This window comes from Verrucomicrobiia bacterium, from assembly GCA_019634625.1.
In the GTDB taxonomy this organism is placed as follows: Bacteria; Verrucomicrobiota; Verrucomicrobiia; order Limisphaerales; family CAIMTB01; genus CAIMTB01.
In genome coordinates this window covers 1-25,285 of the sequence record JAHCBA010000002.1, presented here as the reverse complement: position 1 = coordinate 25,285, position 25,285 = coordinate 1, and the positions used below count along the sequence as shown (strand labels likewise).

14 protein-coding genes are annotated in these 25,285 nt (G+C 66.9%); 7 read left to right on the top strand and 7 right to left on the bottom strand.

Annotated elements, in window-relative coordinates:
* Window positions 1–168 precede the first annotated feature (168 nt).
* The 3 genes from KF833_01250 to KF833_01240 all read right to left on the bottom strand — a co-directional run bounded on the left by KF833_01250 (window position 169) and on the right by KF833_01240 (window position 3,929).
* Window positions 169–783: a hypothetical protein gene (locus tag KF833_01250; GenBank protein MBX3743911.1), complete on the bottom strand. Its 615-nt coding sequence runs from the start codon at window positions 781–783 to the stop codon at window positions 169–171.
* A 70-nt stretch (window positions 784–853) separates the two neighbouring features.
* On the bottom strand, window positions 854–1,876 hold the full coding sequence (locus KF833_01245) for a hypothetical protein (protein ID MBX3743910.1): 1,023 nt from the start codon (window positions 1,874–1,876) through the stop codon (window positions 854–856).
* Window positions 1,860–3,929, bottom strand: coding sequence for a GNAT family N-acetyltransferase (locus KF833_01240; protein ID MBX3743909.1), 2,070 nt, complete (start codon window positions 3,927–3,929; stop codon window positions 1,860–1,862). Before KF833_01240 ends, KF833_01245 begins: the two co-directional genes overlap by 17 nt.
* A 367-nt stretch (window positions 3,930–4,296) precedes the next feature.
* On the opposite strand from KF833_01240, the gene KF833_01235 reads away from it, so the two are divergent.
* From KF833_01235 to KF833_01225, 3 genes are read left to right on the top strand one after another with little or no spacing between them, the layout of a single operon-like run.
* Entirely contained in the window at window positions 4,297–9,102 is a 4,806-nt protein-coding gene (locus tag KF833_01235; GenBank protein MBX3743908.1) for a hypothetical protein, read from the top strand.
* Between the two features lie 25 nt (window positions 9,103–9,127).
* Window positions 9,128–12,301, top strand: a complete 3,174-nt coding sequence (locus tag KF833_01230; protein MBX3743907.1) for a hypothetical protein — start codon at window positions 9,128–9,130, stop codon at window positions 12,299–12,301.
* 4 nt (window positions 12,302–12,305) lie between these two features.
* The gene (locus KF833_01225) at window positions 12,306–14,507 is read left to right on the top strand and encodes a VCBS repeat-containing protein (protein MBX3743906.1); all 2,202 of its coding nucleotides are present in this window, start codon (window positions 12,306–12,308) and stop codon (window positions 14,505–14,507) included.
* Here KF833_01225 and KF833_01220 read toward each other — a convergent pair.
* Together KF833_01220 and KF833_01215 are read right to left on the bottom strand one after the other, a co-directional pair.
* Entirely contained in the window at window positions 14,483–15,976 is a 1,494-nt protein-coding gene (locus tag KF833_01220; GenBank protein MBX3743905.1) for a hypothetical protein, read from the bottom strand. The genes KF833_01225 and KF833_01220 overlap by 25 nt on opposite strands.
* 146 nt (window positions 15,977–16,122) lie before the next feature.
* The gene (locus tag KF833_01215) at window positions 16,123–16,821 is read right to left on the bottom strand and encodes a response regulator (protein ID MBX3743904.1); all 699 of its coding nucleotides are present in this window, start codon (window positions 16,819–16,821) and stop codon (window positions 16,123–16,125) included.
* A gap of 485 nt (window positions 16,822–17,306) precedes the next feature.
* Here KF833_01215 and KF833_01210 point away from each other — a divergent pair, with 485 nt between their 5' ends.
* The 4 genes from KF833_01210 (at window position 17,307) to accC (ending at window position 21,224) form a co-directional block, all read left to right on the top strand.
* Window positions 17,307–18,641, top strand: coding sequence for an O-antigen ligase family protein (locus tag KF833_01210; GenBank protein MBX3743903.1), 1,335 nt, complete (start codon window positions 17,307–17,309; stop codon window positions 18,639–18,641).
* 19 nt (window positions 18,642–18,660) lie between these two features.
* Window positions 18,661–19,095, top strand: coding sequence for a type II 3-dehydroquinate dehydratase (aroQ, locus tag KF833_01205; protein MBX3743902.1), 435 nt, complete (start codon window positions 18,661–18,663; stop codon window positions 19,093–19,095).
* 220 nt (window positions 19,096–19,315) lie between these two features.
* The gene (gene accB / locus KF833_01200) at window positions 19,316–19,783 is read left to right on the top strand and encodes an acetyl-CoA carboxylase biotin carboxyl carrier protein (GenBank protein MBX3743901.1); all 468 of its coding nucleotides are present in this window, start codon (window positions 19,316–19,318) and stop codon (window positions 19,781–19,783) included.
* 58 nt (window positions 19,784–19,841) lie between these two features.
* A complete protein-coding gene (accC, locus tag KF833_01195; GenBank protein ID MBX3743900.1) occupies window positions 19,842–21,224 on the top strand; it encodes an acetyl-CoA carboxylase biotin carboxylase subunit in 1,383 nt (460 codons plus the stop codon).
* A 287-nt stretch (window positions 21,225–21,511) separates the two neighbouring features.
* Here the strand turns inward: accC and KF833_01190 are convergent, their stop codons facing one another.
* Together KF833_01190 and KF833_01185 are read right to left on the bottom strand one after the other, a co-directional pair.
* A complete protein-coding gene (locus tag KF833_01190; protein ID MBX3743899.1) occupies window positions 21,512–21,931 on the bottom strand; it encodes a DUF1499 domain-containing protein in 420 nt (139 codons plus the stop codon).
* Between the two features lie 294 nt (window positions 21,932–22,225).
* Complete coding sequence (locus KF833_01185; GenBank protein ID MBX3743898.1) at window positions 22,226–24,841, bottom strand: cytochrome c; 2,616 nt, start codon at window positions 24,839–24,841, stop codon at window positions 22,226–22,228.
* Window positions 24,842–25,285 lie beyond the last annotated feature (444 nt).

The window sequence follows — 25,285 nt, the reverse complement described above, 5'->3', positions numbered from 1 at the left end:
ACCGAGACCGAGACCGAGACCGAGACCGAGACCGAGGTCTGCTGCGAACGGTGCGTCCCGAAGTCGTGGGTGAGGAGGCAGCGAATCGGAGGGACGAGTTCTGCGAGTCCTCAATCCATTGCACCCCTCCCCTGCGGCCTCGTGGAACCCGGCTTTCCGGGACGAGCATCATCCCGCCATGGCGGGCTCGACCTTCTCGACGACCGATGAAAATGCGATCTGAGACCACGACTCCATCAGGGCATAGTGCTGCCTCAGGGTTGGCACATCGGCCCATTGTACGGACATCAGGTCGGGTTCCTGGACGGTGTAGTCAGGACTGTCCACCCTGAGCAGATACACCAGTCCAAGATGCACCCTGCCCACTTCCGTCGAATCGTCCAAAATCGCCCCCACCAGATCCAGGGACAGCCTGTTCCCAAAGAGACGGATCTCCTCGCTTAACTCACGTTCGAGTCCGGCGAGAATCATGTCGCGGCCGTCCTCCCGTGCCTCGCAATCATTAATGTGGCCACCGATTCCCAGTGAGTACTTGTCATGCAGCCGGGATTCCGATTGTTTCCGGCCCCTCCGGGCCAATAGATACGAGCGGTCGTGTCCGACCAGGACATACGGTATGATCTGCTTGAAGCCAGGGTCATCCTCGACCAGATCGCGCCCTCTAAAAATGTGACTCCTCAGGATGGTGTCATACAGCCCGGACAGGTCATCCGTATTGAATTTGGAACGTAAATAAGGACGTATCGCGGCGTCCTCGACAACGAGCACGTTCTCAGGTTTCACAATGCGCTTGAGTCTGGCGTCTGGAGATTGGGGGCGGGTTGAGTATCGGCCCGGCGAGACTAGGGGCGGGTCAGGTCGGGTCAAGGCTTAACCCGGTCCGCACGGCGCTTGCCTGGGTCCCGGATTGGTGGAACTCCTCCAGCGCCCTCCGTGCCAACCCGACCGCGCCATCCACGGCATCGCCTTCCGGGGCGGCCAGTGTCACCGGACGTTCCAGCCGTGCTGCCAGTTCCGCGCGCAGGGCTTCCCGTACTCGAGGGTTGCCGGTCAACACGCTGCCGGTGATATGCACGGTCCGGGGTGCGGACGACAAGGGCCCGGTCAACAGGGGCAGGACGAGGTCCGCCAGGGCCAGGCCCGCGGCAGACTCAATGGATTCCCATTCCGGCAGCCGCGGCGTCATGGCCGCCAACCGGGCGCTCAAGCCGGCCAGGCGGCGGGCGACGTCCGGAGCGGAGTACAACGTCATGACGGCGGCGCCGACGCGGTCGGCATCCAGGTGACGGCAGACGGTGCGGCCCAGGGCGCCGGATCCGGCGGAACCCATCGTGGCTTCCTCGCGCTGGGCGAGTTGCAGCGCCCGGGCCGCCATCCAGAGCGCGCTGCCCGGGTCTGACTGCACCACCGGGCCCAGTCCACCGTGGAACCGGAACCCGCCGTCGGCATCGAGCCTCGCGGCCAGGGAGCCGGTGCCGGCGATCACCAGGCACCCTGGTCTTCCTCCGGTCGCTCCGTACAGGGCGGTCACCGCGTCGCCCACCACGCGGGTGCGAGGTTCCTCAAGGATTCCCCCGATCCATTCGGGAATTCGCGCCGGGTCCGGCCGGTCGAAGAGGGCGGCGGTGCCCACCACCGCGGCGGCAATCTCGCATCGGGATCCGAGCCCTCCCATCAGCGCCTCGACGAGACCGCGGAGCGACTGACGGAAGGTTGCCACGGAGGTGGTGAAGGGATTGAGGGGGCCGCCTTCCGCTTCGCCCAGTACCTGTCCCTCGGGGCTGACCGCACGGCCGCGGCTGCGGGTTCCGCCGCCATCGATGCCGATCAGGATCCCGGCCCGCCCCGGCTCCCTGCTGTCAGGTCCGGTCCGCATCGGGTTTCAGGGAAAGCCCCAGGTAGATGGCTCCGTCGTCGGGTGTGCCTGTGCGGGTCAGTTCGCGAAAGCCGAGCCGCCGGTAGAACACCTCCGCGCGCGAATTCCTCCAGGAGACACCGAGATGGACGCCGGGCGACCCCCCCTGTCGCAGGCGCTCCAGAAGTGCGCCAATCATGCGGCGGCCCCAGCCGCGTCCCTGGGCGCGCGGCAGCAGATCGATATGGAGGTGCGACGGGAAGGCGTCGTAAGGCTCGGGGCAGTAGGTCTCCGGATGATGGTAGAGGAAATGCGCCTGCTGCACCCGGGTCCAACCCGACGGGTCGCCAGTCGGCTCGGGAAACGTCCGGGCCAGGGCCGGGCACCATTCCCCGGTGTAGCGCCGGTAGAAGGCCTTCGAGTCCAGTGCTCCCAGCACATAGCCGGCCACTCCGGCGTCGTCCTCCAGAATCCATGCGAGGTCGGGCTCGAAGGCGAGATAAGGTCCCACATAGATCCGCCCCAGGGCGTCCGGATCCTCCCGGTAGAACGGTTCGCCGTCCGCTCCGTGATCCCCGGTTTTGAGACATACTTCATAGGCTCCCGCCTCGTCGCCGGGCCGAAAGGGCCGCAACCGGAACGACCCGTCGCCCTTGCCCTCCACGATCGTCGCGGGGGCGCCTGTCGGTAAGGTCCGGTCTTCTTCGACCGGAGGGTGTGCCAGGCCCGGACCTGGCCGGAATCCGCCTTCGTGGGTCGCGACCAGCAGGGTTTCCAGGCTTCGCATGAATCCTCCACGGAAGGTGTGCGGCAGGTGGAAGTCCGATCGGAACCCTTCCAGTGTCCCGTTCTGTTCGAGAGCCGCCACGGCTCCCAGGAGGAGGGTCATCTCCTCCTTCACCTCCCAGGCCCGACGGTTGAGGGCATAGAAGAGTCCGCGATCCCGCAGTTCACTGAGGCGCTCGAACAGTCGCACCAGCCGGCTGGCCCGATCCCGGAACGCCGCCACCCGTTCGCCCCAGGACGCAGCCGGGTTCGCCAGGAGCCAGGCCGCGTCCCAGGCCAGCGTCACGGCTCCGGCGCCGTTTTCATACGGCAGGTAGAGGCAGTCTCCCAGCAGCACGAGATCCTCGAAGGCGATGGGTTGGCGGGCGCTGTCCCAGGCCGGCCACCATTCGCGCAGGGCTTGGAGGTACGCCTCCCGGGGATCCCAGCCCCGGGCCGGGTCCGCCTCGATCCACAGGGCGAGTGTCCGCAAGGCGACCCAGTTCGCTTCGAACTCGCAGTTGGGATTGCTCAGCACGCCGGACACCGCGCCCCGCACGGCCGGATCCCGACCGGAATACGGACCCAGGTAAAGGCGCCGCAGGTCGTAGTCGTTGGCGTGCAGGTTGTCCCACAGCATCGGGGCGCGGCCGATCCGGCGGGCCAGCGCTTCCAGGGACGCCACGGTGATCTCGCGGGATACGATCTCCGGTCCGGTCCACAGCACATCGATGTCGCCCGGCAGGTGGGTCCCGAGGGTTTCGAGGTATTGATCCCCGCCCAATCCGGCCCGGACCATCCGTTCGCAATAGGGTGTGGGACAGAACAGGAACCGGCCTCCGGCGCGCCCGGTGACGTGCTTCCAGAGACGGGTCGCGACGGCGGCCTGCGCCCTGGCGAACGTGCCGTGGGTCCGTCGATCCGCCTCGCTCATCCCGTCCGGAATGTCATCGAACAGCAATGCGAAATCCCGGCATCCCAGATCCATCAATTGACCGCAGCGCGCCTCCAGGCGGCGCACCTCGGCGGGGTCGCTGTAGGCGATGTCCAGTCCGGGTGCCAGGCCATAGACAAACCGCAAGCCCTGCGCCTGGCAGGCCCGGATCACGTCGCCCAGCCGCGCGGCGCCGGCGGTGTCGTACGGCTCGCGCCACAGTGCCCGGTGCTGGAGGTCGTCCTTGGGCGCGTAGAAATAGGTGTTCAGACCCCATGCGCGCATCCTCCGGAACAACCGTTCCCGCTGCTCGACCGACCACGGTTCCCCATAGAATCCCTCGATTACCCCGCTGAGAAACGGCCTCGTGCTCATCGCGTCCTTGTGACCCGCCCAGACTGACATCGCGCCCCGCCCCGTGACCAGCCGTGTTCGGGCGATCCGGGGGCCGCAGGGGTGGATGGAAGGATGGTTCCGGGTTTGGCCACCCATCGTTGGGTGTGCACGCTTTAGCGTGTCTGGGTCATTTGGGAGGCTCACGCTGAAGCGTGTACACCCAGCCGTCAGGGCCGAGTTCCACGAGGCCGCAGGGGAATGGTGCGATGGGATGGAGGACTCGCAGATCTCGTCCCTCCGGATGAAGTCCCTCCGGAAGTGCAGCGAGGGGGCGAACACGACTGCATTAAGCCGGTTTCATCCGCGGTTCATCCCACTTTCATGGTGCGCTGCGCAGGATCATCCCATGACCTCGACTTGCGAGGATGGCGTGGCGCGACGACACCGGAGGACCGGGGTGTGGCGCGCTTTACGGTCGATTGCCTTCGGCGTGCTCGCCCTGATCCTGCCGCTGGGCGCCGCAGTCCAGGCCGCCCCGGCCGGGATCTCCCTGAGCGGGCCCAACCTCCATCTGCCCGCGCGCTATCTGCTCGAATCCGATCCCGCACGGGACCGGCTGGTGGTGGAGGTGTCCGGCGTGATTCAGCGCAATTCGACCTGCATCTCCCTTGGGGGTGTCATCGGCCCCTGTCCCGCGCAGGACACGCCGGTCCGCATCACGGTGGGACTCAGCAGCGGCGGACGTCCCTTCCTGACGACGGAGCTGACCGTGATCCGCAACGTGCCCGGGGTGGCGAGCATTCCCTTCACGGAGACCCTCGAACTCGATCCCGGGACGGTGTTGTCCGACACGGAGGAGTACACGCTGACGGTGACGCTCGAGCACGTGGACGACCTGGCAACGGGAGTCTATGTGCGGGATGCGACGCGGAATTTCGGCCCGTACCGGTTCGCGCATTTCACCGGGTCGATCCTGTTTGGCGAGGTCTCGGCGACGCTGAACACGCTGGCGGCCGAGCCGGTGTACCTCGGGAACTCCCAGTGGAACCTCCAGGTCGGGTCGGTCACCACGGCCCAGGGGCACACCGGCGTCCATACGCCGGCGACGCCTCCGCCGCTGACGGTGCAGCGGAACAGCCGGGGGAATCTTCAGGTGCTGGCCGGTGCGGTTGAAGTGGGCCCGGCGGATGCCTTCGACCTGTCGGGATGGACGGGACAGCGGGGCCCGGCGGTGCTGGGGACGAACGGACTGACGACGGTTTCCCTGACCCTGGACCTGCCGCCCGGTCTCGGCTGGCGTCAGTCGAACGAACGGCGCTTGCGTCCGACCTTCGCCCTCACCGGAGCCGCGATCCCCCTTGATGCGAACCTCCGCCCGGTGGGGCCTGCCAGCGGAACGTCGGGGGTGCCGATGCAGTTCCTGGCCGAGACATACCCGGTCGAGTTCGAGTCGTCGCAGTGGGCGTGGCGGGACGGCGTCCTGATCCTGACCGCGCCTTCGACTCGGTATCTGCGACAGGTGCATTACCAGGAATGGATCGACACGCTGGGCAGCGGGGACCTGCCGGAGAGCAACGACGGCGTCTGGTTCCTGCTGCGGCCGACGGCGGCGTCCGACCTGGTCATCCGCCCGGGATGGACGGGCGGGATCACCACCGAACTGCGATTCAACCCGGGCGACTTTTTCGGTCACTTCCCGTTGTCCGCCGTGCGTGCCGCGGCGGGGGGAACGATGCGGATCGTGAACAACCGGGTGGATCCCGAGGACTCGACGCTGCCGGGCGCGATGGTCCGGGTGCTGTACGGGAAGGGCTGCCGGGACGTGGGGGCGTTCGGGGCGCTGCCGGAGCCGGTTCAGGGCATGCAACTGGCCACGACGACCGTGCGGTTCACGCCGTCGGCGGGACTTTGGGCGGAAGGGGATCTGCTCCCCACGGCGGTCGAACCGGAGGTCGAACGGCACCTCGAGATCGGGCGCAACGCTGGCGGGCCGACACACCGCACCGATCCGTTCGCCCGCGCCCGGTTCTACCTGCCGGGGTCGTGGGTGCCGCACGCGGACGGCTTCGATCACCCCGGCGACGGCAATGAGACCGTGGACGAACCGGGCGAGGCGCCGCTGGCGTTCAATCCGGCGCGGTACCTGTTGAGCGGCCTCCGGGCGGATCAGGGTTACGCCCTGGAACATCCGGGGACGGCGGCTTACCTGGCGGGAGCCGGGGACTATGCCGGGTTCAACTTCCGGCATTTCGCGGGGTTGCAGGCGCGATCGAGGGTGGGCGGAGGCGAGACACCGATCTATCCGCTGGCGACCCACTCGAAGTACTACGCGCGTCTCTCCGGCGTCGCGGGCATCCACGAATCCTCCGAAGGCCCGCATCAACTGCCGGCCTACGGGTACGACGTCAGTCTGTCGAGCTTCGGACTGAGCTTCCTGGGCAACACGCCGCACGACAGCCGCATCGACGGGTCGGTGCAACTTCCGTACCCGACCGGATTCGCGCAGGCCTTCGACCGGCTGATGCTCAACTGCTGCGGCAACCTGACCGACGGGCAGATCGATCCGGCCGACACCCAGAAGCAACTGGCCTACTGGAGCGCGACCCGGATCGTCACGCGGTCCCTGCGGTTCACCCACGACCCGAACGAACCCTGCGCCACCGACGACGCGCTGCTCGAACTCGGCATCACCGCCGATGTGGCGCATCTCGACGAGGAACCCGCCGGGTTTCTCTATCCGCGTCCGGACGGGACGCTGGTCGCCACCGACGCGCTCGGTCGCGAGAGTCACCTGGTTCTGAGCCCGATGGTGGACCTGGCGGGGTATCCGTTCAGTGCGGTGCGGCGGACCTACTTCAACGACTACGCCGCATTCACCGCCGGCCCCGGATGGATCAACGTCGCGGGTGCGGCCGGCGTGAGCTTCTTCCGCGACCTCACCGTGCACGGGCATATCCTCGGGTCATCGGCCACCCCGGAGCCGCCGCTGTTTCTCAAGGGCGGCTGGGCTGCGGCGGGGAACACCTTCTTCAACCAGGCCGGGTTCGATGCCAACCATCGCGGGTATCCCCCGGGCCAGGAGGTCGAGGCCTACCGGACCGGCAACACCCATCTGCCCCGCGCGCAACAGGTGTGGTTCGGCACCGTGCCGTTCGACTACGCGGTCCGGTTCGATCCGCTGACCCGATCGTTCCGGTCGCCGGAACCCGAAGGGATCGACCTGGTGGTGCTGGGTTCCGACAGCGAGGTGGAACGGCTCAACGCGGAACTGGCGGATCTGCGGTTCAGCGCCTTTCTGAACCTCAGCCTGCTGGCGGCCCCGGAACTGCTGGTCGAGGAGGGTGCGTCGTGGATCACCGGGCATCTCGAGAACGCGGCGGTCGAGAGCATTCGCGCCGGACTGGACCGCCTGGCGGCCCTGCTCGACTCGCAGATACGACAGCTTCTGGACGAGGTCATCCTGCCCGCGCTGGAGCAGACCGTGGTGGTGCCGCTGGTGGCGCAGTTGCCGGCCAACGGCGCGGCGGCGGCCATTGACGCCGCGCTCGACGAGCACCTTGGCGACCCGTTGTCCGGAACGCTCTCGGGTCTCGCCGACGCCGCGGACGCCGCCCTCAATCTGACCGATCAGGCGAGCCAGGCGCTGTCCTCGGCCATCGGCACGCTGGAGACCGTTCGGCAGGTCCTGATGACCTTGCAGCAGGCCGAGACGCTGATCGTGGCGGGCCTCGAAGCGGTGGGGATCGATGTCGATGCCCTGCCGGCCGGGCTGCGGGACGAAGTGCTGGCCGAGCTCGAGTTCGACGGCGGTCCCGGGGTGGGCGCGGTGGGACGGCTCCTTGAGATTCGCGAGGCCATTGCCGAACTCGAGGTGTCCATCGGGCAACTGATCGCGGCGCTCGAACAGGGACAGATGTTCTTCGCCCAGCTTCGCGACACCGTCTTCACGCCGCTGGCCGAATACGTGCAGATGTCGAACCTGCTCAAGCAGCGGATCGGCACCTGGCTGAAGGGCGGGTACGGCCACGATCCGGGCGCCTATTCGGTGGAGGAACTTCGCGCCCGGGTGCGGCTCGAACTGCGCGACGCCTTCGCCGCCACGCCGGTCTCGGCGAACCTCCAGGCGGTGTTCCGGTCGTGGGTGTACAACACCGACTCGGCCGTGCGGTCCGCGCTGGACACCGCCTTCCAGGCGATCAACGACCAGATTGTCGCCATCGCCATGGTGGCCCTCGAGGAACTGATCGATGCCATCCAGCCGGTGAAGTCGTTCTCGAGTGTGGTCGAGTCGGTGAACTGGGATGGCCGCGCGCAGATCCGGGGCGACCGCCTCACCCAGCTCCGCATCGACAACCGGGCCGTCATCAACCTGCCCACCCCGGTGCCCGGCGTGCAGATCCCCGTCGAGTTCACCGGTTTCTACCAGTTCCGTGAACTGACTTCCGACGGGCCGGTGGGCTGCTGGGGCGGCGTGCCCGGCCGGGTGAACGAAATCCTGCTCGGTTCGTCCCTCGGGCCGGCCTCGATGTTCGGCGGATCCAGAATCACCGTGCAGTCGAAATTCACCCGGACCGAGGATGGCGAGCTGTTGCAGTTGGCGGGCGGGCTCGAACTCGAACAGCAGGGGTTCAGCATGCCCGGGCTCGGGTTGCAGGAGTTCTCCGCGACACTCTCGATCGGACCGGCCGTGCAGGAGTTCTATGTCAGCGCCTGGGCGCGCGGCGGCTTCGGGATCGGGAACACCGTCATCGACACCGCGGGCGGCGTGGTGATCGGGCGGACGTGCACCTTCGATGCCTTCTCCTGGGATCCGGACGCCGGGTTCGTGCTGGGGGGGCCGGTCGGACCGGGGCATGCGTTCACGGGAATCTATGTGTTCGGCGAGGCGACGGTTCCGATGGCGTCACTGGCGTGCCTTTACCGCGGTTCGGTGACGGCCGGGATCCGGGCCTGGGTGCAGGACTCCAACTATGACTTCGCCAATGTTGAGGTGGGCGGCCGTCTCGAGGGAGGCGTCTCCGCCGAGTACCTGTGCCTGGTCAAGGTGCGGGGGAGCGCCTTCCTCCAGGGCGGAATCTCGGGCGGGCTCTACCGCTATGTCGGCGGGGCCGAACTGTCGGGCAAGGTGGGTATCTGCCCGTTGTGTGTCGGGTTCGACGTCGGCATTCAGGCCGAACATGTCGAGGGCCAGGGCTGGAACCTCAATGATTAACATGATCCCCCATTCACTCCCTCCGATGCCATCCGTCCCCGAGTCCACGTCGCGGGAATGCCGCCTTCCCGACCCCTTCCGGCGGCGCCGGGTTCAACGGCTGGGCGCCCTCACCTGCCTGCTCGCCCTGATTGGCGCCCTGGCTCCCACCCCGATGAAGGCCGCGACGCCCATGCTGGGGGCCGTGGCCCAGGTGGGGCCGGCGTCCGCACCCGGACACCATCAGGTGCTGCTCCTGTGGCAGCCGCTGGACGGCTATGAACTCGCGCCGGCCTACGCCGTGCGCCGCAAGCCGGGTCCTCCGGGGGATGCCGGTGCTTTCTCGCTGCTCGCGGTGGTCCAACCGATCGCCCATGTGCCCACCTTGCAGGGAATCCTGGCCGAAGCCGCGGCGGCAGGGTTCGACCTGGACACGCTGGAGACCGCTCTCGAAGGCGTGCTGCCCGATCCTCCGGCCGGGGTGTCGCTGGCGGAGAAGATCGCCCTGGCGATGACCTCGCCGCTGACGGGATTCCCGGAGCAGTTGTTCTACGATCATCTGCCGCGACTGCATCCGCCCCTGGCGATGGCCCTCGGACGGGCCTACCTCGCCCAGGTCCCGAGCAGCGAAGTGTCCACGTTTGAACTTCGCGAATTCGACCCGACCACCGACACCGAGGGCGTGGTGGTGTCGAGCCTGACTTCCGGACTGCAACCGGCCGCGCTTCCGGCGCCGGGGATGCTCTCCGAGGCGGTCGATCCCAGTCCGCGCGGACATCTGCGGGTGCTGCTGCGCTGGTGCACCCCGCAGGCGCTGGCATTGCGGTCCCTTCACGTCGCCGGGTTCCAGCTCTACCGTGTGCATCGCAGCGCCTGGGTGGCGGCGCAGGGAGCGCCTCCGCCCGCCGCGCTGGATCCGGCCGGTCTCGCCGACGGGATCGCCTCGGGTCTCATCGTTCCGGTTAACCGGAGTCCGGTTCTGCCCGATCTGACCTTTGCCTGCCCGGCGCCGCCTCCGCCGGATCTGTACTACATCGCCGACGATCGGGATTCGGCGAACCTGCTCCGGTTCGAGGAGGGCGGTGAACCCTTCGCCCCCGGCGAGGAGGTGACCTATTACGTGGCGGCCCTCGACCACTTCCGGCGCGCGGGGGTTCCAAGTGCGGGCCTGGACGTCGTGGTGTGCGACCGGATGCCGCCACTGGTCCCGCGCGAGGTCCGGGTGGACAACCGGCCCCGGTACGACGAGGCGACCCAGCAGGGCGGCGAGGATCTGGTCGTGTCCTGGGCCCGCGAAGACCCGCAGGTGATCTCGCACTACTGGGTGTATCGATGGAACTCCCATGATGACGCGTTGCGCCACGCCGGGCAGCCGTCGATCTCGAATCTCCTGGTCCGCCTGCCGAACGCCGGTGCCTCGGCCCGGGTGGAATGGCTGGATGACGGTTCGATCCAGCTTCCCACCGCGCCGCCCGCCCCTGCGCTGCCCGGCGATGCGGGGCGCACCTTCTGGTACACGATCCGCAACGAGGCCTTTGCCGCCTGCCCCTCCCCGGCCGGCCACGGCAATCTCAGCGGCCCCGGAGCGCCGGCGTTCGGAGTGCTGCGCGACTGGAGCGCCCCCGGTGTGCCGGGCGGACGCATTCTCACCCGGTGCTGCCTGGTGACGGGGGCCTTCACAGCCGTGACCGGCCAGGCCGGACCCGCGAGTGCGGTTCCCATCGAATTGCTCCCCGGCGACCCGGGAATCGTCTGGGCGCTGATTCGCGACGGGCTCAGCGGCACGGTGCTGGGGCAGTATCACTTCGACACGGTGTGGCCCGGAACGCTGCCCGCATTGGACCTGTCGGGATTTGCCAGCTTCCGGCTCGAGGCGCGGTTCGGCACCGCGGGAGGCCATGCCTCACCCTGGATCCAGGGTCTCAGCCTGACGTCCGCGGGCGCGGTGCCGCTGCATCGCTGGACCGCCGCGCTCGACTGCGCGCCGCGTCCGTGGCCCTGCCAGCCCGGCTTCGCCGATCCCGTCGATCCCGAAGGCGGCGGCATCACCGGGGTCTGCGGAGTCGTGGAGCCCGTGCCCGGGGCGGTGGAATGGCGCGTGTACCGGCGGACGGAGGGTTACCCGCGGCTGGTCCAGGTCGAGAGCGGGAAGTTCCCGGATTCCGAATGGTGCGACACGGCGACCCCGGCCACGCCCGCGACGCTTTGCTATTACGCCCAGGTCTTCGATGGCGACGGCAATGCCAGTGCCATCGCCAGGCTGGGTTGTGTGGAGACCCTGGGCACCGAACCGATGCCGAAACCCGAGATCACCCGGGCCATGGCCCTTCCCGGCCCGGTCCAACCGCCCGTCGTCGTGCCGTCCGTGGTGGAATGGTTCTGTCCGCCGCCGGGCCTTGAACGATTCGAGATCGCCTTCCTGCCGCCGCCGCCCGGAGCCCCGGAGGTGGCGTGGCTGGTCGTGCCGGGCGCCCAGGAAGTCATCGCCACCGAGTACGGATTGTACCGGTCGCCGAGGATTCCGGCCGGGTTCGGGGAAGGCGGGCCGGAGTTCGGGCAGGGCTTCGGACTGTTGTCCGCGCTGGAGTACCGGGTCCGGGTTCGCGCCCTGCGTTCGCATGTGGCCGACAACGGGGTGGTGTCTGTCGCCTACGGTCCCTGGAGCGACGAGGTCCCGGTGTCGCTGGTCCAGGGAAGCGCGCCCGGCGGACCGCAGGTGCCGTGGCCGGCGCGCCCGGTGCCGCCCATCCTTCCCGGCGTCTCGCCGCGGGCCGAGTACGATCCCCAGGAGGAATTCGGGCGCGTCGAAATCGGCACCATCGCCGAGGAGGATCTTCTGTTCCCCGGCACCGGCACCGCTCCCGCGCAGATCCGGGGGACGTCCCTGCTGCCCTACCTCACGGTGCCCGTTCCCCTGGTGGTGTATCGGCACCAGACCTCGGCGTACCGGCGGAGCGAGATGACGCAGATCACGCCCTTGATGCGGGATTTCCGGGTGCAGGTGACGGGTGCGCCATTGAATCCCGTGATGCATGTCCACGACCGGTTCCTGGCCATCCGGCGCCGTTCCGATGAACCCGCCGGGCCTTACCGGATCTGGGTCTGGGACACCCAGCCCGCCATTCGCGGTCATGCCTACGCCTACACCGTGGTCGGGCATCACGACGATCTCGAGATCGCCGCGGTGCTGGCCTCCAACTCGATCACCATCCCGGACTGACCTCATGAAACCTGGAACTTCCCTGCGACGAGGGTCCCTCCTCCTGGCCTTGGGCGTCGCTGCCCTCGCCTCCGCGCCGCTCTCCGGCAAGGCGTTCATGGACGGTCCGGATTGGACCGGGCCGATCCTGCGGGCGGGCGATTTCGACGGCGACGGCGCGCCGGATCTGGCGTTGTGGCAGGGCGGCAGGCTCTGGATCCAGTACCGGACCGGCCGGCCCGACGGCGCATGGCAATCCGTCCCGCTCGATGACCACGCCTGGTTTCACACCCTGTTCATCCATGTGGCGGACCTGAATGGCGATGGAAGGGACGACCTGGCCCTGGCCCATCCGGATGCCAACCGGGTCCTGGTCCTGTTCGGTCCGGAACGGTCGGAGACACAACCCGGGATCCGGATTGTCCCGCTGGCAGGGGGTCCGATGGATTGGGCGGTGGGTTTCGGGGATGGACGCGATGCGGCCGAGTCGCTGACGGCACTCGCGTTGGAGACGCCGACTCCGTACCTCGCGACGATCTTTGGAAGGCGGGACACGTTGCCCGGGGACCCGGGGGCATTGGAGATCCGGCGTCGCCTGTTCCCCGCCGGGGAGTTTCCGGGCCACGGGTCCCTCGGCGTGGCCTCGATGGGCGACCTCTGGCCGGGCATCAACACCAATGTCGTTGAACTCACCTGGCACCATCAACCGCCCCGAACCGGCCCCGAAGTGCCCGTGCCGCAGCTCTCCCTGTTTCGCGGATCGGAGGAGGCCGCCGGTCTGGCGAAGATCGGCGATGTGACCCTGAAGCGCGGGACGATGGGATTGCTGGACACGAGGCGACCGGGGGATCCACCGACCCGCGCCACGCTGGTTGCGTGGGGACCCGGCCTGTCGGAGTTGCTGGTGATCCCGTGGGAGTTCGGCGAGGGGCGTCTGCCGGAGGTCGCGTCGATTCCCTTCGAGTACGACGTCCTCTCCTGGCAGTCCCTCCCGCGGGCCCGGTTCGATGGGCGCTTCCTCGTCGCCCGCGATCTCACCCGGGAACAGGCCGTCTATCGATGGTCCGCCACCGGGTTGCTCGAACGGGTGGATTCGGCCACGCCGCCCGAGGGTCAGGACTTCGCCCAGCCGGGCGTCTGGACCGGCGAGGGATTGGCCACGTTGCTGCAACCCACCGGCGATCCGATGGGAGACGGAGGGCCGACGGCGATCGGGCACTACGCCCTGCGCGACGGCAGGCTGATCTTCGAAGGGACGTCTCCACTGCCCGCCATGGCGTCGAGACCCGTGGTGGCGCGGGTGTTGGTGTATGACCGCGATCCGTTCGCCGATGCCAGGGCCCTTGAATTCGCGCGACTCGCCGCCGGCGACTGGACGCGCGGGGCGCAGGTTCAGGATGGCGCGGTCACCGCCTCCACCGCCACCTATCGGGATTCGGTCCTTGGACTGGGCGGCGACACCAGCCGATCCCTTCCGTTGCCCGGCCGTCTGCCGGGGACGGCCTTCGCCCTGGCCAACCAGTGGGAGCCAACGTCCAGCCTCCATTTCCAGGCCGGCCCGGCGGCGATGCTCACCGCGGCCGTGGGCGTCGCACCGTCTCCCGGCAGTTACCCGGGCCCGATTGCAGTGACCTTCTCCTCGGCTCCGGACGTGGTGGTGGTATCCCGCGTGGAGGCGGGGCCGTGGCAGACGGGACCCGGACCGGCATCGGTGCCTGGCACGGCGACGGTGTCCTTCTACGGAGTCGACCCCTCGGGAATCGCCGGGCCGGTGCAGACGGTTCTATACACCGTCGGAGGGGCCGCCCATTCCCAGGCAACGGGGGAGGCGAACGACAGGGACAGGGACGGTCTCGACGATGCCTGGGAGCGGCGGTTCTTCGGAAGTCTGGCAGCGGACCCGGAGGCCGACGACGACGGCGACGGATTCACCAATCGCCAGGAACACGACGCGGGAACCCATCCGCTCGATCCGACGTCCCGCCCGGACGGCGACCCGACGCCGGTGGAGCGGCCGCTGTTGGGTCTTGCGGTGGCTGCGAACGGTGCGGTCAGCCTGTCATGGCAGGGCCCGGCGGGGGCGCGGTTCACGGTCCAGACCTCGGACACGCTGCCGGCCTGGGTGCCGTCGCCGGTCGCGCCCGAGTACGGGGATGGCGTTCATCGCTGGACGGACCCGGAGCCTCTGGAGGGAACGCGCTTCTACCGGGTGGTTCGCGAACCCTGATCGACTGGCTCCAAGGAAGAGGGCCGGGAATCGCCCCCGTCCGGAAGGCGCACGGTGAAGGTGCTGCCGCGTCCGAGTTCGCTCTGGACCGTGATGGTGCCGCCATGGGCGGAGACCAGGGAACGAACAATCGACAGACCGAGCCCGGCGCCACCCCGTTCACGCGGGCGGGACGTCTCGACGCGATGGAAACGGTCGAAGATGCGGTCGAGATGGTCGGCCGGGATCCCGACGCCCTTGTCGGTGACCTCCACCACTGCGCCGCCTTCCCCGGAGAAGGCCCGCAGCGTCAGCATCTCGCCGCGCGGGGTGTAGCGCAGGCCGTTGTCCAGAAGGTTGAAGAGGACCCGTTCGAGCGCCAGGCGGTCACCGAGGACCGGCAGGGTGGCCGTCGCCTGCACATCGAAGACGGCCCCCTGTTCACGGGCCCGGGGTTCGAGGCGTTCGGCCGCCTCGCGACACAGCGTGCCGAGGTCGAGGGATTCGCGCAGTTCGAGTCCGGCGCCGGAATCCAGCCGGGCAAGGGCGAGCAGGTTCTCGGTCAGGCGGGCCAGACGTTCGATTTCCTCCCGGCAGTTCTCGATCGTTTCGCGGTATTCGGGCCCGGACCGTTCGCGACGCAGGGCAATCTCGAGTTCCCCGCGGAGGACGGTGAGGGGCGTGCGGAGTTCATGGGCCGCGTCGGCGACGAAGCGCTGCTGGGATTCCTGGAGGGATGCCTGGCGGTCGAGGAGCTGATTGAAGGTGCCCGCCAGTTCCACCAGCTCCGGAGAGTCGGGCGGGGCGACAAACCGATGCCGTCCCGCCCCGTGCGTGGCAATCCCCCGGGCCGTCTCGGCGAAAGTCACTAGAGGAAGCTGCCATTGCCGCAGCACCAGGTGCAGCCCCGCCGCCGTCAGGGCAATGCAAAGAAGGGAGCCGCCGGCCAGCCGGAGCGCCAGGTGCCGCAAGGGGGCGTCGCGGTCCGACACCCGGACCGCCACCAGCGCGTAGCCAAAAACCTCCTCGCCCCGTTGAACGGCGGCTGTCGCGGCGCGGTAGGCCGTCCCCACGGCGTCCACGACATCGTCCACATGCATGCCCAGTGGATGCCGGGCGAGGCGCCGGAACTCGTCCGTCACGAGAATCGGATGATCCAGGCGGCTCGACACGAACCGCGGGTCCCAGGCGACATCGAAGGATTGGGCGTAGGGCGTGAAGCGGTCATCGCGCCAGTCGCGTTCGTTGAACTCGACGAACGCGGGGTTGGCGGGATTGACGCCGCGTGCCAGGAGCCGCGCCTTGTCGCGGACAAACTGGTCGGCTTCGCCAAGCACCTCCTCCCGCGCGATGCGGTAGGCGAAGAACGCGTGGAGCCCCAGGGCCAGCGTTACCAGCGCCAGCACACCACTCTGCAGCCGGCTGCGTGAGGTCTTCACCAGATCGTCACGGTGGATGGCGGCGGTGCCGGCCCGGAGGTCGGGGCGCATCCGCACACCTTGAGGCCCTTCCCATGAATGGCCGATGAAGCGCGCATGAACGGGTTTTCATGGGACATGTACCCCCTGCCCGGCATCGCCAGGCCGGCGGGCCGGACATGGCGGCGCTGCGCCGGGACATTCCGCCGGCAACCGTCTCAAGCAACGTCCTCCCCGGCAGGTCCGGTTTCGGGGCGCAGCACATAGCCCCGGCCCCGCACGGTGTGGATCAGCCGGCAGGGGAATCCCCGATCCACCTTCTCCCGCAGGTGGTGAACCGTCACGTCAATGACGTTGCTCATCGGATCGAAGTTCTCGTCCCACGCCTCCTCCGCAATGCGGGTGCGGGTTGCCACCTCGCCCGGCCGCCGCACCAGGCACTCCAGCACCGCGAATTCCTTGGCGGTCAGGGATACCGCCCGTCCCGCCCGGCTGACAGTCCGGCGCCGGGTGTCGAGGTGGAGATCGGCGATGTCGAAGGTCGCCGGCTCGGCGGCACGCGGACGTCGCAGCAGCGCCCGCACCCGGGCCACCAGTTCCGCGAAGGCGAAAGGCTTGACGAGGTAGTCGTCCGCCCCGGTTTCCAGGCCCCTCACCCGGTCGTTCACTGCGTCGCGGGCCGTGAGCATCAATACCAGGACGGTGGAGCCCCGAAGCCTGAGGCGACGCAGCACCTCGAAGCCGTCGTGGATGGGCAGCAGCACGTCGAGGATGATCAGGTCGTGGACGTCGGACGACGCCTGATAGAACCCCTCCTCGCCGTCGCCAGCCTGATCCACCTGAAAACCCTCCTCCCGCAACCCGCGACACACCATGCGGGCTACTTTGGGGTCGTCCTCGATCACCAGGATTCTCACGCGGCGTTCCTCGAAGCGCCGAGTGTCCGAAAAGTGGCCCGGGCGCGCAACTCCGGCACCTCCATCCGGGACACTTGAGATCCATTGCCCCCGGTCCGGGAGAATCATCAGAAATCGACCCTTTCCATAAATAGTGGGTCAGGCGCATTGGTTGTTGACGTCGTAATCTATTATGGCAGGCGTATTAATATTGACGCCATGAACAATAGCAAGTCAGGCGACTTACTGTTGACGTAGCATGCCCCAGTCACCCCCTGCTGGCTCCTCTGGCTCCGGCCGCGGTGGATGACCTGCTCGCCTTGAGGTCAAAGTTATTTTGCCGGGCTTATTATAGATTGTGCAGGCCGACAACCCGGCGTCGGCTGAAGGCTTTTGCCGCGGGACCGAGACTGATAGAAGCTCCGCGTGTCGTCGGCGGATGATTCCGAGACCCGCGACTCCTTGGCGCTGCGCTGCCCCCACCGTTGAAACCCGACCCCGACGTCATGCGGCGCCCAACCCCCATTCCGAGCGCCCCGACGACGTCGGACCCGGCTGGCACGGCTTTCGCCTGCATTTTCGGGCTCCTGCTCGGGGTGGGACTGCTCAAGTTCGGCAATCCCGTCCTGCTCGATCGCCTGGTGGACATGCCGCGGACACTCGACGAATGGCGAGCCTTCGCCTGGCCTCTGCGCCTTGCGTTCCTGGCGCTAGTCCCGGTGGCTTTCTTTGGACTCTGGGTCGGTCTGCGGCTCCCAAGTCGCCCGGTCGCCCCCCGGCTCCTGCTGGCACTCCCCCTGGTCTGGCTCGCCTGGCAAACCCTGGCGGCCAGCCAGACCATTGACCCCGCAGCCACTCGATCGGTCTTGCCCCAGTTGGGGGCCACGGTGGTCTGCTTCTTCCTCGGATACGGGGTCCTGTCCCGTGTGGCCGAACCCAGGGTCTTCTGGTTATGCCTCACCTTTGGCCTGGTGGGGGTCCTCGGGATGGCCTTCGAACAGCGTTTCGGCGGTCTTGAGGCCACCCGCAGGATGATCCTCGAGCAACCCAATGCCGCCGCCCTGCCCCCGGAGTATCTGGCCCGGATCCAGAGCGACCGGGTCTTTAGCACCCTGGTCTACCCCAACGCCCTCGCCGGTGCCCTACTTCTCCTCGTTCCCGTGGGCGCCACGGTCGCCTGGCATTTCGGTCACCGCTGGGGGCAACCTGCTGCCCGCGCCCTCGGAGCAGGCGTGATCCTGGCGGGCATCGCCGCACTGATATGGTCCGGCTCGAAGGCCGGCTGGCTCATCGCCATGGGACTCGGGGTGGTCATCCTCTGTCACTCGTCCCTCAGCCAGCGCTTCAAACTTACCCTGGTCGTGGGGCTCATGGTCACTGGCCTTGCCGGGTTCGCCTGGGCCTATGCCGAAAAACTGCGCGGTGGGGCTACCAGCGTGGCCGCCCGGTTCGATTACTGGGAGGCCGCTCTCGAGGGTGCTGTGGAACGCCCCCTCGTTGGACACGGTCCGGGCGCTTTCAAGCGGGTGTACAGCCGCCTCAAACGACCCGAATCCGAAATGGCCCAACTCGCCCACAACGACTACCTCCAGCAGGCCACCGACTCTGGATGGCCCGGATTCCTAGCCTACTTGGGCTGGATCTGGGGCGTTATTGGATATATTTATCGAAAAAGCAGTGGGAATGGCACCCCTATCGAGCGCGCCGTGGGCCTCGGGCTCCTCGGTTGGTTTACCCAAGGCTGGGTTGAGTTTGGTCTCTACCTGCCCGCCACCGCCTGGTGCGCCTTCACGCTCCTTGGCTGGCTCCTCGCGCAATGGTCTTCCACACGCCCTCCTTGACCGGTAACCTGACCCCGAAATGCGCGTTCTCTTCCTGAACGGACCGAATCTGAACCTCCTCGGTACCCGTGAGCCGGCGGTCTATGGAAGCCTGACCCTCGCCCAAATCGAAGAGCGGCTTCGTGAACTCGCGGACACCCTCAACGTCGAGATCGACTTCCGCCAATCCAATCATGAGGGCGAATTGGTCACTTGGATCCAACAGGCTGCCGAGTCCTGCCAGGCGATCGTCCTCAATGCCGCTGCCTATACCCACACCAGCGTGGCGATCCGCGATGCCATCGCGGGTGCCGGGGTGGCCACGATCGAAATCCACCTCTCCAACGTCCACGCCCGCGAATCCTTCCGCCACAGGTCCCTCATCGCACCAGTCTGCCGTGGGGTGATCGCCGGGTTCGGGGCAGAATCCTACCTGCTGGGTCTGCGATCGGCTGTAACATTAACGAATAGATAAATGAAGGCGGTTCGAGCCCAGAGAAGCAACCGGTTCTTGGCGGTTCCGGGAGATTGGCGCCCTCAATCAAGGCTTGACCAAGGGGAAGGGGATCGTTAGCGTGCCGCCGTTGTCTAGGTGATCATGCAGGAGTCGAGCATGCGGCTGCTGCATTTTTTTTGTTCCGAACCGGGACGTGGGACGGGATACCTGATCATCCTGACCGGACTGGAGACGCGCTGTGGATTTGAAAGATATCAAGGCGGTCATCGACCTGATGCGGAAGAACGCGATTTCGGAGTTCGAGTTGGAGCGTCAGGACTTCAAGATCCGACTCAAACGTGGGATGAATGGGAGCCAGGGGGTTATCTATGACGATACAGTTACCTCGATTGGGCCTTCCCCAGGAGCACCACCTCCCCTGCCGGCTGCCGCTCAGTCCGGCAAAGTCGTCGAAGGCTCCGTATCCAATCTCGATATCAAGTCCCCGATGATAGGGACATTTTATCGTTCACCCTCCCCGGATGCGAGTCCCTATATCGATGTTGGCAGCGAGGTTGGCCCGGAAACGGTGGTCTGCATCATCGAGGCAATGAAGGTCATGAACGAAATCAAGGCGGAAGTGCGCGGAGTCGTGACCCAAGTCCTCGTCGACAATGCGAAACCGGTCGAGTTCGGTCAGCCCCTCTTCAAGGTCCGGCCCCTTTAGCGCCTGATCCGTCCACCGACTCCCTTCCCCTTCCTCCCGGCCCCGGCGCTCAGAAGTCATGTTCGAAAAGGTCCTGGTTGCCAATCGCGGTGAGATCGCCGTCCGGGTCATCCGCGCCTGCAAGGAACTCAATATCCGGACCGTCGCGGTTTACTCGGAGGCTGACGCCAACTCCATGCATGTGCATCTCGCCGATGAGGCGATCTGCATTGGGCGCGGGCCTGCCGCGGAAAGTTACCTTCGCATCGACCGCATCATCAGTGCCGCCGAGATCGCCGATGTCGATGCCCTTCATCCGGGGTATGGCTTTCTATCCGAGAACGCCCACTTCGAGGAGATCTGCACCAGTTGCAACATCCGGTTCATCGGCCCCAGCGCCCGGGCCATGACCGCTCTCGAGGACAAGAACGTCAGCCGGGCCCTGGCCCGGAAAGCGGGTGTCCCCACGCCGCCGGGCTCGGATGGCGTGGTCGAGAACGAACAGGATGCCAAGGCCGTGGCGGGCAAGATCGGGTATCCGGTCCTGATCAAGGCGGTGGCCGGAGGGGGGGGGCGCGGGATGCGGATTGCCCACAACGACATTTCTCTGGTCACCGGGTATCACACGGCCCGGACCGAGGCCGAGAAAGCCTTCGGCAACTCGGCTGTGTACGTCGAGAAGTTCATCGAGAATCCCCACCACATCGAGTTTCAGATCCTCGCCGATCACCGGGGCAACGTGATTCATCTGGGCGAACGCGACTGCTCGATCCAGCGCCGCAATCAGAAGCTGATCGAGGAGACGCCTTCTCCGCTGATCGAGAACAAGCACCGTGACCTGCGCAAGAAGATGGGCAAGGCCGCCATCCGTATCGCCGAGGAAGCCGGCTATTCCAACGCCGGGACGGTCGAGTTCGTCGTCGATGGGCAGGGCGCCTTCTTCTTCCTCGAGGTCAATAAACGCATCCAGGTCGAGCATCCCATCACCGAAGAAGTGACCGGTGTGGACCTGGTCAAGCAGCAGATCCTCATCGCCATGGGTGAACCGCTCCGTCTGCGCGACGCGGATATCGCCTTCAAAGGCCATGCCATCGAGTGCCGGATCAATGCCGAGGATCCCTTCGACGACTTCCGTCCATCCCCCGGGCGGATCGAAATGTACTACCCTCCTGGCGGCCACGGTGTCCGACTCGATTCCCACGCCTACGGCGGTTATGTGATCCCGTCCTACTACGACTCGATGATCGGCAAGCTCATCACTTACGGCAAGGACCGCAGGGAGGCGATGGATCGTATGAGCCGTGCCCTGGGCGAGTATCTGATCACCGGGGTCAAGACGACCATCCCCTTCGAACAGGCCATTCTCCAGGACCCCAACTTCCGTCGGGGCGTCTATTCCACCAGCTTCGTCGAGCAGCTTCTCACTGGAGGACGGCGCGATCTGCTCGAGGAGCGCGCCTGAGAGCCGGTCTGAAAACTGGAAGGGGTCCTGCGACGAGGGGTTTTGGCCTGGGCCAAGGCGGCGAGGCCGGCGCATCCCCGCAGCGGGCTGTAACGGTCGAGCCAGCACAGGCCCAGGCCGAAAGGACCGTCGCCCAATGGGTTGTCGCGGGAAAGGCCGGCTGGCTTCGTGGCTCCTCGGTCACAGACCGCTGGCGGGTAGGCTCCCTCCTCGCGCCTCGCCATCCGGCCTTTTCCGCGACAACAGGGCCCCTTCCAGTTTTCAGACCGGCTCTGAGCCCCAAGGCGTCAGATTTCTGACCCAGTGGGCGCAAAGCGGGCCCGGATTGCCTCGACCCGGCGGCGATTGGTCCCCAGATCTGAATGGCCCCGGCGCGAGGCCGACCGCACGTGGATCACCCGGGATTCCTCGTCCAGCAACAGTTCCACGTCGTCGACAAAACCGAATACCGCAGTTCGGAAGGCGTAATGGCGGTAGTTCGGCTCCTCCCGGACCAGTGTCGCCCCGCGCATCCCTCCCAGTGCCCGATGCAACCGGGCCCAGGCCGCCGCCGGGATGTCGCTGAACCGTAGGGGCTCGACCCGGTGGGAGCCCTCCTCGCCCTGGCTGCCGACGCAGTTCGGCGAGGCCGGGCATCCTGCCAGGTGTCCGTCGTTCACGCCAAGATGCGGCGGCGCCGGCAGGCTCCCGTTCACGACCCGGACCATCGGCACCAGAATCGCCACCCCGAACAGGGCCAGCCAGCCCCGGCGCGACTTCGTTTGGGAGGGGTCAGATGGCATACCCGTCGGCACTTGAGTCAGGGAATGCCTTGGCCCGGCCGGGCTTCACGTTGACCCGGAACGCCGGGATGGATGTGGCGGCACTCATGCTGCGCCCCTCTGTCTATAGAACCCCGCCCCGCCCGTCCACATCGGGGTCACATCTCTGAATTTGACAAATCGTGCAGGGCGGTGGACGGGCGGGAGGCTCGAGCATGTCCAATGCAGAGATCCCGGGCCTCAGTCACCCAGCGTTGTCAGGTATTTCACGAGGGCCTCGATCTGAGTGTCGGTCAGCACCCCCTCGTAGCTCGGCATGCCCGTGTCGGTCCCCTCAAACCCCCGGACCACCTCCGCGTCGGGTTCTCGAATCGCACGCCGCAGATAGGCTTCGTCCGCCACCACCACTCGTCCGTCCGTCAGCATCCGTTCACTGCGGAACAGCCCCTTCCAGGTCGGGCCCACCCGACCGAGGGTCGAACCGTCCACCGAGTGGCAGGCCACGCAGCCCATCAGGTCCGCCAGGCGCTGCCCTTCCTCGACGCTTACTTGGGACCCGACCGGCACCGACCTCGCCGAGGGAACCCATTCCTCGAAATTCAGACGTCCGAACCCCTCTGCCTCCGGCACAAACGGCGACAACATCGACAGGGAGAAGTAGGCATTATTCCGGACGGATGTTCCGTCCGGTGTCTCCAGCGCCCAACCGATCCGCATTTGCATCGCGGGCGCCATCCCCTCGACCGCGACAAAGACGCTTCGACCGTGGTCAGCGAGCGCCACCCCGCGTACCGGCAGCGTATCCTGTCCTCGCGATCCGTCCGCCCGGTAATGGGCGGACCCATAGGCATCGCTGCGCCGGTAGTTCCAACGTTCGACCGAGTAGTTCGCCGGATTGCTGACGGTGCCATCGTGAAGGGGCACATCAAAACAAAGCAGGATCCCGTCCTGAAATGGCGTCACCTCGCGTGGGAGAAGGCTCGGCCCTCCGCCAGGACGCAACCGGGCCAGTCCGCTCACCGCCGGAGCCACGGTGCCCCAGATCTGGAAGCCTATGACGTACACCTCCCCATCCTTCGGATTCACCGTTCCGGCCAGCGGGGGGAAGCTCAGGTCCCGGGTCAGACTCATGACCGCCGCACCCGGAACCGCCGCTCGCGCGAAGGGCCGGACCGCGAACAGCTCGGGCCGAAAATAACCGAGGTGGATCAGGGCCCCATGGAGCGGACCCATCCGGGTGTCGGACGCCCAGACCTGACCTGACGCCGACGCATTGATTGCGTGAGGGATCCAAGTCAATGGGTCCGCGATCGGTTCCGGATGGGCGTTGCGCGGCAGGATCAGCGGCAAGAACCCGTGGTAACGCGATGGACCACCCGCGATCTGGTGCAGCGCCGTGGTGGGAACGTAATGTCCCTGCTGGTCGCTCACCGTGATCGTCCCGGTTTCCGGATGCACCCCAAGGAACGGTTGCCTCAACCCATGAGCCAATACCGTCGCCGGTCCGCCCTCCGCAGGCACCCGCAGCACCATCCCGGAATGCCGACCCAAGGTGGCGCCCCGCTGTCCACCCTTGGCCAAAACGAATGCCCCGTCGGGCAAGACCCGAAGGCCCAACGCGAATTCCCGTGTCTCCGCCGTCTGGGCCAGGTCCGTGGGCAGCCGCTCGTGCCGGTCCGCCTCGCCATTGCCGTCAGTGTCCAGCAGACGCCAGATGCCATTCCGATCATGCACGAAGACCACATCGTCCCGTACGCAAAGTCCCAGCGGTTCGTGAAGGCCGGAGGCGAACCGATGCCACCGCACTGAATCCAGTCCTCCTTCCAGCCCCGTCACCCTCCAGACATCGCCGTCGAATGTCACCGCGGCCGCCATTCCGTCCCGGAAGAACCCGAGATCCGCCAGTCGCACATTCCGGCGCCAGGGATTGTCCAGCGGCAACCCTACCGAGTCGACTTCCAACGCGTCCGCACGGGTCGTTGCGATCCGCCGGGTTCGCACCTCGCCCTGCCAATGCCGGGCGGGAGGGTCGGACGGCGGCGTATTCCAGTCGACATCCTCCCCTTCCGGGATCCCCGTTGGGGCCACTGTGACGCGGAATCGCAGGGGCAGCGGCCCTTCGGCCACTTTCAGAACCCATTCGCCCTCGTATGCCCCATCCTGATCGAGAATCACCCGCCCATCCCCGCCCTTGGCCCACGCCTTGATCTCCAAGCCCGGCGCCAACCGGCCTATCGCAACGTTCAAGGGTTGGGGCACCCATGCCACTTGGAATTCGCGATGTACCGCATGGCCCACCGCCCGCACCCACTCGACCACCGGGACACCCGCAACCTCATACTCGAGCACGACGCCGTCTCCGACCCACCGCAGCGCCCGGAATTCCCCAAGGTCAGGAGGCAATGGACCCCGCCCCACCTCACGGGCATCCGGTCCCGGATCGCGCGGATCTCTCCAATCCGCCCCGTGGCCGGTATGCCAGCCGGGCCTGATACGGGTGGCCAGCCAGGGAGTCCCCGTCGGTTCAGGCAGCGAATCGATCCCTTCGGGCGCCTTGTGTCCCGGATCATGGTAGGAACCCTGGGCCATCGACGCCGGGGACACGCCTTCCCCACGCCAAACCAAGGCCACCCGCAACAGATCCAGATCGAAACAGGCCCAGTACCCACGCCCCAGATTCAGGATGATACCGCTCGAGGTCAGATTATCCCGCGGCCATCCGGAACCCAGCCGCCTGGCGTCCAGCACTGACCCGAAGAACGGGAACTCCGGTTCCACGAACGCCGCCCAATCCGAACTCACGGCCGATTCAGCGACCGCCAAGGCTCCACCCAACAGCAACGTCAGCGACTTCATGTCTTGATCCGATAGGCGGGCATGGGTTCTCCCCCTCACCCGTCTTCAACCCCGCCGGCCTTGTGGAGCTCGGCCCCTCGAACTCACACCCAAGTTGTCGGGACGGACTCCGCCCAGATCCTAGGCGAGCCTCCGGCCAATGCACCTCCAGACGCACTCCTTATGGATCTATGGCTGCCGCTGGGGCTGCTCGGGCGCGGTGAACCGGCAGTCGTCCGATCCTACGACTCGCTGACCCACCTTGATCGGCCTTCTCTGTCCATGGTGGGCAGATGCCAAGCGATAATCTTGCTACCACTTCGATCTCGGGCTGAATCTCGTTTCGCCTCGGATGCGGCAAGTTACCCAACCGCATTCACTCGCAGATCCCGCAACACGGTGAGCCCCGGGATGGGGGCGCCATAAATGGTCCGAGCGCCGCTCTTGCGCCGCTTGCCGAACTTG